Annotated in this window: 9 protein-coding genes; 3 read left to right on the top strand and 6 right to left on the bottom strand. The window is 61.2% G+C overall.

What is annotated here, in order from left to right; all coding sequences use genetic code 11:
• Positions 1-317: DUF3363 domain-containing protein (locus tag NKI52_RS32240; protein WP_352700821.1), on the top strand; the 317-nt coding region annotated here is incomplete at its 5' end.
• Between the two features lie 199 nt (positions 318-516).
• A complete protein-coding gene (locus NKI52_RS32870; protein WP_502897839.1) occupies positions 517-870 on the top strand; it encodes a hypothetical protein in 354 nt (117 codons plus the stop codon).
• A 374-nt stretch (positions 871-1,244) separates the two neighbouring features.
• Here NKI52_RS32870 and NKI52_RS32230 read toward each other — a convergent pair whose 3' ends face one another.
• Positions 1,245-2,270 (bottom strand): IS110 family RNA-guided transposase, encoded by a 1,026-nt coding sequence (locus tag NKI52_RS32230; protein WP_352700823.1) that lies wholly within the window; start codon positions 2,268-2,270, stop codon positions 1,245-1,247.
• 178 nt (positions 2,271-2,448) lie between these two features.
• Here NKI52_RS32230 and NKI52_RS32225 point away from each other — a divergent pair, with 178 nt between their 5' ends.
• Positions 2,449-3,102 carry a hypothetical protein gene (locus tag NKI52_RS32225; protein ID WP_352700820.1) on the top strand — a complete coding sequence of 218 codons (654 nt, stop codon included), beginning with the start codon at positions 2,449-2,451 and terminating at the stop codon, positions 3,100-3,102.
• A gap of 170 nt (positions 3,103-3,272) precedes the next feature.
• Here the strand turns inward: NKI52_RS32225 and NKI52_RS32220 are convergent, their stop codons facing one another.
• Genes NKI52_RS32220 through NKI52_RS32200 form a run of 5 tightly spaced genes read right to left on the bottom strand, consistent with a single transcriptional unit; the run spans position 3,273 to position 9,009 of the window.
• On the bottom strand, positions 3,273-4,508 hold the full coding sequence (locus NKI52_RS32220) for an adenylate/guanylate cyclase domain-containing protein (RefSeq protein ID WP_502897838.1): 1,236 nt from the start codon (positions 4,506-4,508) through the stop codon (positions 3,273-3,275).
• Positions 4,436-4,801, bottom strand: a complete 366-nt coding sequence (locus NKI52_RS32215; protein WP_352700819.1) for a response regulator — start codon at positions 4,799-4,801, stop codon at positions 4,436-4,438. The genes NKI52_RS32220 and NKI52_RS32215 overlap by 73 nt, the downstream gene beginning before the upstream one ends.
• Positions 4,798-7,452 carry a GAF domain-containing protein gene (locus tag NKI52_RS32210; protein ID WP_352700818.1) on the bottom strand — a complete coding sequence of 885 codons (2,655 nt, stop codon included), beginning with the start codon at positions 7,450-7,452 and terminating at the stop codon, positions 4,798-4,800. Before NKI52_RS32210 ends, NKI52_RS32215 begins: the two co-directional genes overlap by 4 nt.
• Positions 7,418-7,981, bottom strand: a complete 564-nt coding sequence (locus NKI52_RS32205; RefSeq protein WP_352700817.1) for an SCO family protein — start codon at positions 7,979-7,981, stop codon at positions 7,418-7,420. The genes NKI52_RS32210 and NKI52_RS32205 overlap by 35 nt, the downstream gene beginning before the upstream one ends.
• 20 nt (positions 7,982-8,001) lie before the next feature.
• Positions 8,002-9,009: an ABC transporter substrate-binding protein gene (locus tag NKI52_RS32200; RefSeq protein ID WP_352700816.1), complete on the bottom strand. Its 1,008-nt coding sequence runs from the start codon at positions 9,007-9,009 to the stop codon at positions 8,002-8,004.
• Positions 9,010-9,074 lie beyond the last annotated feature (65 nt).

The following is a 9,074-nucleotide window of genomic DNA, read 5'->3' as shown; positions in this document are numbered from 1 at the left end:
TCACCTTCTCGCGCGACCTTGTAGCCACGCTGGAGCGCCAGGAGGTTACGCGGGTCGGCAAGGAAATGGCCGCTGCGCGCGGCCTCACGTTCCAGCCAGTCCAGCCCGGCAACCATGTCGGCGGCAGGCTGCTAGGCTCGGTCCGTCTTGCCAGCGGGCGCTTCGCCATGCTGGACGACGGGCTCGGGTTTCAGCTGGTGCCGTGGCAGCCAATGCTGGAGAAGCGCATCGGCCAGCACATTACCGGCTTCGTGCAAAACAGCGGCGGCATCGACTGGAGCTTCGGCAGAAAGCGCGGCTTGGGGATCGGGATGTGAGGCCCGCCGCGCGCAACCCTGCAGGAGATCGCGCTGACGCGGGATCGAGATCGTCACCGGCAGGTTGGCCAGCCAGCGTTCACGGCTAACAGATCTTTATTCCATCCTGAGTTGGCGGGAGGCCTTTTCGCTCATAGAGACCTGCCCGAGCCATGCCGCTCTCCGCTGGTCTAGCCTAGCAAGCGGCCTACGGTACAGAATGAGCCTGCGCTGCCGGGGCTGGCTGAAGTGGAGCCCGCAATCCTGCGCTCAACTGATCAACGGCCGACTACGGTCGCCGCAACCTAACGCCTGGGCGATCGCCATTGGTAAACTCCACGCCTTCGGCTTCAAGAGCGGCACGAATTTTTGCTTGGGTTTCGGCGGATACCATCAGACCGTTTTTGCCGTCGCTTTCGCAGCGCTTGATAGTCGGAACGGATACACCAGCCCGGCGGGCAAGCTCAGCCTGGGCGATACCGATCAACGCGCGGGCTGCCCGCATCTGTCCTGCTGTCATCAAAGTCTATTGATCCCTTTAGATCATTCCTATATGATCCAAAGGTATCAGTGATACCCTTGGGCCGACCGGTCCGAGGTGCGGCTAGGCACGGTGTTGGCGCACCGTCCCCAGCCTGACCAAACCCAAGCTTCTGAGGAGCTCGGATCATGGCTTCTCTATTCGGCGGCTTGGGGTCAAGCGCTTTTGTCATTTTCTGCCTTACCAGCTTCTGACATCATTCGCGGGTTCGTGCTTCTCTCCGGGATCGGCCCATTGGCCCTCCCTTGATGGGATTCAGAGAATAAGGCGGAACAATCTGATTCGCGTCCTGGCCAGCATGACATGACCGGTGCGCCCATGATCGCGAACTCACCTCATCCTTCGTCCCGCGAAGGACGTGCTTCCGCGCTGGGCGGAACTCTCTACCTCTTCTTCCCGGCCTTTTGTCACACGGCTGACGCCATGGTTTCCCGCGTCCAGCGGAACTCGCTGTTGTCCAGCCACATGCGGTGCATGACGACCGCCAGGCGACGTGCGAGCGCGACTATCGCCCTGCGCAAGCCGACGTTCATCGCCCAGGCCTTCAGCCATGACCATTTCTTCACGTGCGTCAGCATGACTTGGGCTGCTTCATAGAGCAATGTTCGCATCATGCCGTCCCCGCAGAGTGAGATGCCTCCAACGCGCTTGCTTTCGCCGGACTCGTCGAGCTTCGGTGTCAGCCCCAGGATCGGCCCTACCGCCTTGGAGTTTCTGAACCGTTGTGGAATGTCGATCGTCGCGGTGTACGCGAGCGCCACTATGGAGCCGACACCAGGGACCGTCATCAAGCGCCGGCAGGTAGCATCGCCCCTGGCGATCGCCAGCACTTGTCTGTGCAGGTGCGCAAATTCCTCGCGCAGCTTCCGCCTGGCGGCCAGCAGTGGCTCCATGATCTGTTCGAGATCGGGCATGCATTCGACAAGCTCACGGATGCGGTCCTCGAACTTCGCCGTTCCCACGGCGCCGACCTTGAGCCCGAAGTTGCGCAGAAGACCGCGGATGTCGTTCTCGATCGCGATCGCCTTTTCCTGCAAGATCTTGCGGGCCGTCAGCAGCACCCGGCGCTTCTGGCTCGTCAGCGTCTTGATGTGCACCGGGCGGAATAGGTTGACCCGCATCATCTGGGCTATGCCGCGCGCATCATTGCGATCTGTCTTGTTCGGCTGCGCCTTCAGGAATGCTTTCACATGACGTGTTTCGATGCAGATGACCGGCAGCCCGGCCCTGGCCAGCCCCTCGAATAGCCACTGCGACAAGGGCCCTGCTTCGAGCCCGACCCGTTCGACGTTCCAAGTCGAGTCCTTCAGCACCGCAATGATATCGTCAGGGTGGCTGACCACCTTCACCTCACGACAAATCCTGCCGGTTTCGTCGACAACGCAAACGGCGGTTTCCTTCACCGAGATATCGAGGCCAACAAAATGCTTCATGTTGCGCTTCCTTTCCTGATGCTTGTGGCTGTCTGGACAGACCAAGTTATCATCAGCTCGAAGCGCAACACCTCTTTGCATCACCTTTGAAGATGGGCTCGAGCCGAATACCCCATCTGATTCCGACAATACCATGACTCCGCCCTTCGTCACTCGCAGGCGAATGCTTACCGCAGGGATGATCACGTCAACGGCTTTGGTTGTTGAGAAAAGTACTGTTGCCGGCAACGCAGCGGCGACGAGCACGCCCCCCTCCGATCCAGCGCTGGCGGTTTGGCTTGAATGGGAGAAAGCCCACAAGCTGACAGAGCAGCTTTGCCAGGGGCAGCAGCGCCTCGAGACGCAGCTTGTCCACAGCGTTGGCTTTCCTTGTGTGAGCATCAGCCTGCCCGAGGGTGAGGACGTGACGCTCCACTCGATCGAGGCGCTCCATAGCGTGCTCGGCAAAGGGCCGGCTATGGCGGCTCTGCGCGAAAAGGCCGAAGCTGATTTCGCGGCGCATCAGGCACGCTGGGATGCGGCTGCCGAGGAGACCGGTTACACCGCAGCGCTCAGGGCTGAGCGCGAGGCTGGCGAGCGGGCTGAGCATCTGCTGGAAGCGTTCTCAACCACCCCCGCCACTACCCTCGCTGGTGTAGTGGGCAAGCTCGATGCCGTGTTGCGAGAGGGCGAGGCCTGGGAGGAATGCTCAGAATTCCCTTGGCCGCAAATCCGCTCGGCGTTCAGCGATCTGATGCGCATCGCCGACCCGATGATGCCGGAACAGTTCTTTCACGGCGAGCAGCGATCCAAGGTTCGCAGGCCGTGGGCTGGCTGCTGTATCCGAACCTGACAGACGAAGATCGAGGCGAGATGTCACATAGGGCTGCCATCGGGTTGCTGCTGGCAGAACGCACACTTTCTCCCCGTTGCGGGCGGTTTCGAGATCGGTCGTGGCTGGGATGCTTTGTGCCGGCGGTTCGACGCGCCGCATCGTCCGAAAGAAGCCGGAATGCGTCTAAGCTAGCTTGGCCGACCGATCCACCGCACGATTTCATAGGCAGGCATCGGGCGGCGAAAACCCTTCAGCGTCAGTTCGCCAACGGCGACGGACTCAACCAGTGATTCGACGGCACCAACGACCCGCTGGCTCACGAGAATCTGGCGCGGCCCGGCTTCCTCGCACAATCGGGCGGCATGGTTCGACACTGTGCCTATCACTGCATAGTCGGCGCGCTGATCGAAACCGATCCGCCCGATGGTTGCATGGCCTCGGGCGATGCCGATTCCGAAGCCGAGCAAGTGGTCGCGCTTGCGCCATTGCTCCGAATGCTCGTCAATCGCATCACGCATCGCCGTAGCCATGCAGACGGCTCTCTCGGTATGGTCGGCGCAGGGCAGTGGATCGTTGAAAACCACGACGATACCGTCACCCACGAACCGCTCGAGAGTCCCCTCGTGGCGGACAATTTGTTCACCAAGACAGGAATGATACTCGGCAAGAACGGTCATGACTTCTTCGGGTTCGGCGGTCTCTGCGAAGGCAGTAAAGCCGCGCAAATCGCAAAAGACAACGGTCACCTCGCGACGGTGGCTCTGCAAGAGCGCATCTCCATTGCCCGCCGCAACGATGAGGTCGGCGACCTGTTCGGGCAGGAACCGCCTAAGCCGCGCCATTCGCTCGAGCTCCGTCACCTGGTCGGCCACGGTTTGCTCGAGCGAGCGGTTCCAGTCGGAAAGTTGCGCGGCTTGGTCCTCAAGGCGTTTGGCTTGGCTCGCGACAGTGTCGTGAAGCGCCTTCTGACGCAGCATCGAGCGCACCCGCGCTAACAGCGCCCTGTGCTCGAAGGGCTTTGTCAGATAGTCGTCGCCACCGGCGTCCAGCCCATCGACCACGTCGCGCGTGTCGGCTTTCGCGGTGACCAGAATAACGGGGATCGACCGCAGCGATTGATCGTGCTTGAGCATGCGTACCACACTGATGCCGTCGAGCTTCGGCATCATGATGTCGAGGAGGATCAGATCCGGTGTGAGATCGCGGGCCGTCGCAAGCCCCTCTTCACCATCCGCGGCAGTCACCACTTCGTAGCCATTCGCCTCGAGCCGCATGCGCAGGATCTCGAGATTTTCCGGGGTATCGTCGACCGCGAGAATGCGAGGCGGATTGTGCAAGGCACTGTCTCCCCTCAGGAAAGGAACTGGCGAATCTCGGCGAGCAGCTGGCGCGGACTGAATGGCTTGGCAATGTAACCATCGCACCCTGCAGCAAGGGCTTTCGCCTCGTCGCCCGACAGTGCGTAGGAGGTGACCGCGATGATCGGAATGTGCCGGAGCGCCGGGTCGGCCTTGATGCGGCGGGCCGCTTCATACCCGTCGATCACCGGGAGCTGAATGTCCATAAGGATCAGGTCCGGCCTGTGCGCTCCGGCTGCAGCGATGCCGGCGGCGCCGTCCGCTGCCTCGATCAGTTGGTATTCGGTGGTGGCGATGAGGTCGCGGATGATCTGGCGGTTGTCCTCGGTGTCTTCCACCATCAGGATTCGTTTGCTCATGCGGCCCTCACGTCCTCTTGCACCCGGATCGGTATCTTCAGGCGGAATGTCGACCCTGACCCGATCACGGACTCGACGTCTATGGTTCCGCCATGCATTTCGACGATGCGCTTCGAGATCGCCAGGCCAAGACCTGTGCCACCCTTCTGCCTGGTGCTGCTGTTGTCGACCTGCTGGAATTCTTCGAAGATGAGAGCCTGGTCCTTGGACGCGATGCCGGGACCTGTATCCCGGACGGTGATCTCGAAATGTCCGTCGGCCGCGCCGGCAAGAATGTCGACCGCACCCGTTTCGGTGAACTTGACGGCATTGCCTGCAAGATTGAGCAGGACCTGCATCAAACGGCGTTCGTCCCCGCGGCCGATTGGAAGGTTCTCGCCAACAGTCGTTGAAAGCTCAAGACCCTTCGCTCGTGCCAGCGGCTCGACAGCCGTAACGGTCAATCGAACAATCTGCGCGACGGAGTAGTCCTCGATCGCCAGCGTGAGCTGGCCGGCTTCGATCTTGGAAAGGTCGAGTACGTCGTTGATGAGCCCGAGAAGGTGACGGCCGTTTGCCTGCACGCGCGCGACGGTCGTCTTCGCCTTGTCCGGGAGTTCGCCGTAGATGCCGTCGACCAGCAGTTCTGTGAAGCCCAAGACTGAATTGAGCGGTGTCCTGAGCTCGTGGCTCATATTCGCGAGGAACTGGGACTTGTGGCGGCTAGCTGCCTCCAGCTCCCGGCCTTTCTCCTCGATCTCGCGGAACAGCTTGGCATTCTGGATCGCGAGCACCGATTGGGCTGCGAAGGTCTCCAGCAGATGGACAACTTGCTCATGGAAGGCACCTGGCTTGTGGCGCCTGACGACCAGTGCACCTACGATCTTGTTGGGCATCAGCAGCGGAACGATCAGGATACCGCGATATCCGGCTTCGACGATCGTCTTTCTTACGAGGAAGGCTGAGGCCTCCTGGCTCAGGTCGGGAAACTGCACCGGCATGCAGCGCCCGGGTGCGTCGCCGATCCCCATGTCGGCCAGCCCGATCGTCTGGTGTGAGACTGCGGCGATAAGCTCATCGCTCATACCGAAGTTTGCGCGCGGACGGAATTGCTGCCGCGTGCTGCTGAACACGTAGATGGTGCCAGCATCCGTCTCCGACAACTGGACCGCTTTGGCGACGATCGTTTTCAGCACTGTGTCGAGATCCAGCGTCGAATTGACCGCCTTGCTCACCTCACCAAGCGCCTCGAGCTCACCAACAGACGCGGCAAGCTCGCGCGTCCGTGACTGCACCGCCTCGAAGAGCCGCGCATTCTCGATGGCGATCACCGCCTGGTCGGCGAATGTCTCGACGAGCGCGATCTCCTTGGGATTGAAAGATTGCGGCTCAACCCTCGTCATGACGAATACGCCAACGAGATCACCTTCCCGCAACAGCGGGGCAGCGAGGACGGTGCGGAATCCGCCTGCCTCAGCGATCAGGGTAACGCGGTAGTCCGGATCGGCGGTCACGTCTTCGATTTGCACGATCCGCCGTTCTTCGATTACGCGCCCTACGGCGGAGCCCCGGCCTGCGGCAAGCGCTGGAAGTGGATTGGCGTCGACATAAGCGCGGAAACTGGGCGGGTAGCCATGCGTCGACACATAGCGGAATACGCCGTCCAGCAACTGCACGATACCACCCTTGTCGGCACGGCAGAGCCTGACAGCCGATTCCACCAACGTATCGAGCACAACCTGCAGATCGAAGGTAGAGCGGCTGATAACCTTCAGAACGTCTGCAGTGGCTGTCTGCTGCTGAAGGGCCTCGTCGAGCTGCTGGGTGCGCGTCTCAATCTCCTGATACAGGCGCCCCAGCTGGTCGGAGGTCTGGTTGACGTTAGCGGCGAGCACTCCAAGTTCGTCGCGATTGGCCACGGCAACCTGGTGGGCGAAGTCGCCGGCCGCTATCTGACTGAGACGCGTCTCGATCTTCTTGACCGGTTCGATCAACGACCAGGAGATGATGTAGCCAAGCGCAAGCGCGAGCAGGATGCTGCCCACAGCAAAAGCGACCACGATCATTCGAGAGGTGCCGTACGCCCCCTCGCTCGCTTCGATGGCCGCGACCATGTCGGCTTCGGCCATGTTGACCAGCTGGTTCGTCAGCCGCTCGAGGCGGTCGGCCGACGGCATGATCTCATCCAGCTGAACCTTGCGCGCCTCCGCCGTGCGACCGGCGCGGAAGAGCTCCGCGACATGCATCACGCCGGCCGCAAGCCGTTCGTACTCCTGTCGGACCTGGCCCAGCACCTCCGCCTCAGTTTCAGCGACGAACTCCATGCGGTCGAGGTCGTAGCCAAACTGGTTGAGCTGGCGCAACGCCCCATCCAGCATCCGGTCGTCCTGAAGCAACAGGGCGGTGGAGATGCCGTAGAGCTGGGTTGTCGTATCGTGCTGCACCTGGCGATAGGCCGCGATCCTGCGCTGCAGCTTGATCAGCTCGTTTGTTTGATCATTGACCCCACTCAGCACCTGCAACCCGACGGCCCCGAGCACGATCAACAGGCCGACGATCGACAGGAACGCGATCAAGAGCTTGGTCTGGACGCGCGCCGGCAGCCGGGCAACCCAGCCGACTAGCCGGTTCGTTATGTTACTTGGATTCGTCCAAGAGGCTGAGAAGGTCACCCCGGAACTCCTCTAGGTCGAACCGAACGCCAAGATACTGTACGCGCAACATGCCCCTAGGGTCTATGAGCGACGTCAGCAACGTGTGGTCGACGTCACCATCCGCCGTTTTCTTCGCGATGACGCCGTATTTCCGTCCAACCTCATGGACAACCGCCGGATCACCGGTAAGGAACGACCAGCCTTTCAGATCGGCGCCAAAATTCTGCGCATATTCTTTCAACACCTCAGCCGTGTCGCGCTCCGGGTCGACGGTTATCGAAATGAAGGCGATCTTCGATCCGAACGCAGAGCCTAGCTTCTCCTGCACACTGGCCATATGGGCGGTCAGCATCGGGCAGACGTCGGTGCAGTACGTATAGATGAATGCAACGGCGACCACCTTGCCGCGAAAGTCGCGCAGCGACACGCGTACACCGTCCTGCGAGGTCAGGGTAAAGTCCGGCGCTGCTCCGATCGTCGGCAGGCGCAGGTCGTGCGCCGCGTCATGCGCAAGTGCCGGCCAAGGGGCAAGAAATGCCAGTGCCAATGCGCATGCCGGCCAGCCCGTCACGTCTTCAACTCGCGCTTGACCTCGTTGAAGAACTGCCAATCGGTGCCATTCGCGATGATCTCGTTTGGGCTCGACTTGACAATCCCGGCTTCATGCAGCCGCAGCGAGAAGAACCTCATCGTGTCCTCGGGATCGAAGTCGCGCCAATTAGAGTATGGGAGCTCGCGGAGCGACTGCACGGCGTAGTCGTATTGTTCGGTGTGTCCGCCATCCACCAAGAGGCGTGCCACCCGTTCCGGTTCGGCCGCGCAGATATCGGCCGATTTGATGATGGCCCGGATGACGCGCTTGGTGGCAACTGGATTTTTCTCGGCATACGCGGCGTTGACCGCCAGCATGCAGCAGTAATATTGCGACCACGGCCGGTCCTTGGAACTGTCGAGGATGACGTGGCCGACTTTGCGGGTGCGCAGGTCCTGAGCCTCAGGCGGAAAAGCCAGGAAGGCGTCGACCTTGCCCTCGGCGAAGAGCTCCGCCGGCTTTGCCTCGCCGACGATCCATTCGATGTCGCGTTGCGGATCGAGGCCGACATAGGTCGCCATGGCACTGACGAAGATATGCGGATCCGACGATAGATTGCCGCCGACGCCGACTTTGCGGCCCTTGAGATCTGTGATGCTCTTGATGTTCTCGCGTCCGAACAACTCGTAGCAGCCGACATGGACTCCGGAGATCACCTTGATCGGGGCGCCAGTGTCGACCGGAATGATTAGGGCCGTGGCAAAGTCAATGCCGAAGTCGATGTCGCCGCGCGCCAGCATCTCGGTCTGGGCGATACCGGCCTCGGCGGCCACGAAGCCGAAATCTGAGAACCCCTCTGCGCGGATCAGATCCTCTGCGACGTACTGCGGAGCGATGCAGATACCAGGCGCTGCCGCAAAGCGGGCGATCGTGGTTTCAGGTGCCGCTTCGGCTGCTACCGCATTGCGGCCGTTGGCAAGGCCTGCTGCAGCGAGCGCAGACAAGCCTGTGAGGAAACGGCGACGGTTCTGGATGATCTGCATAAGCCTTTCCTTCCCTGATGGGACACGACGTTCGGCGATTGCCTACGTCTTCAACTCCTGCTTTA

Origin of the sequence: Mesorhizobium sp. M0590, from assembly GCF_040320905.1 — a bacterium.
Classification (GTDB): Bacteria; Pseudomonadota; Alphaproteobacteria; order Rhizobiales; family Rhizobiaceae; genus Mesorhizobium.
This window is presented reverse-complemented; position numbering and strand designations above follow the sequence as displayed.

Bases quoted from the DNA above. Each gene is read 5' to 3' on its own strand.
- NKI52_RS32870 (WP_502897839.1), top strand. From the start codon at position 517: ATGAGCCTGCGCTGCCGGGGCTGGCTGAAGTGGAGCCCGCAATCCTGC.
- NKI52_RS32230 (WP_352700823.1), bottom strand. From the start codon at position 2,270: ATGAAGCATTTTGTTGGCCTCGATATCTCGGTGAAGGAAACCGCCGTT.
- NKI52_RS32225 (WP_352700820.1), top strand. From the start codon at position 2,449: ATGATCACGTCAACGGCTTTGGTTGTTGAGAAAAGTACTGTTGCCGGC.
- NKI52_RS32215 (WP_352700819.1), bottom strand. From the start codon at position 4,801: ATGAGCAAACGAATCCTGATGGTGGAAGACACCGAGGACAACCGCCAG.
- NKI52_RS32200 (WP_352700816.1), bottom strand. From the start codon at position 9,009: ATGCAGATCATCCAGAACCGTCGCCGTTTCCTCACAGGCTTGTCTGCG.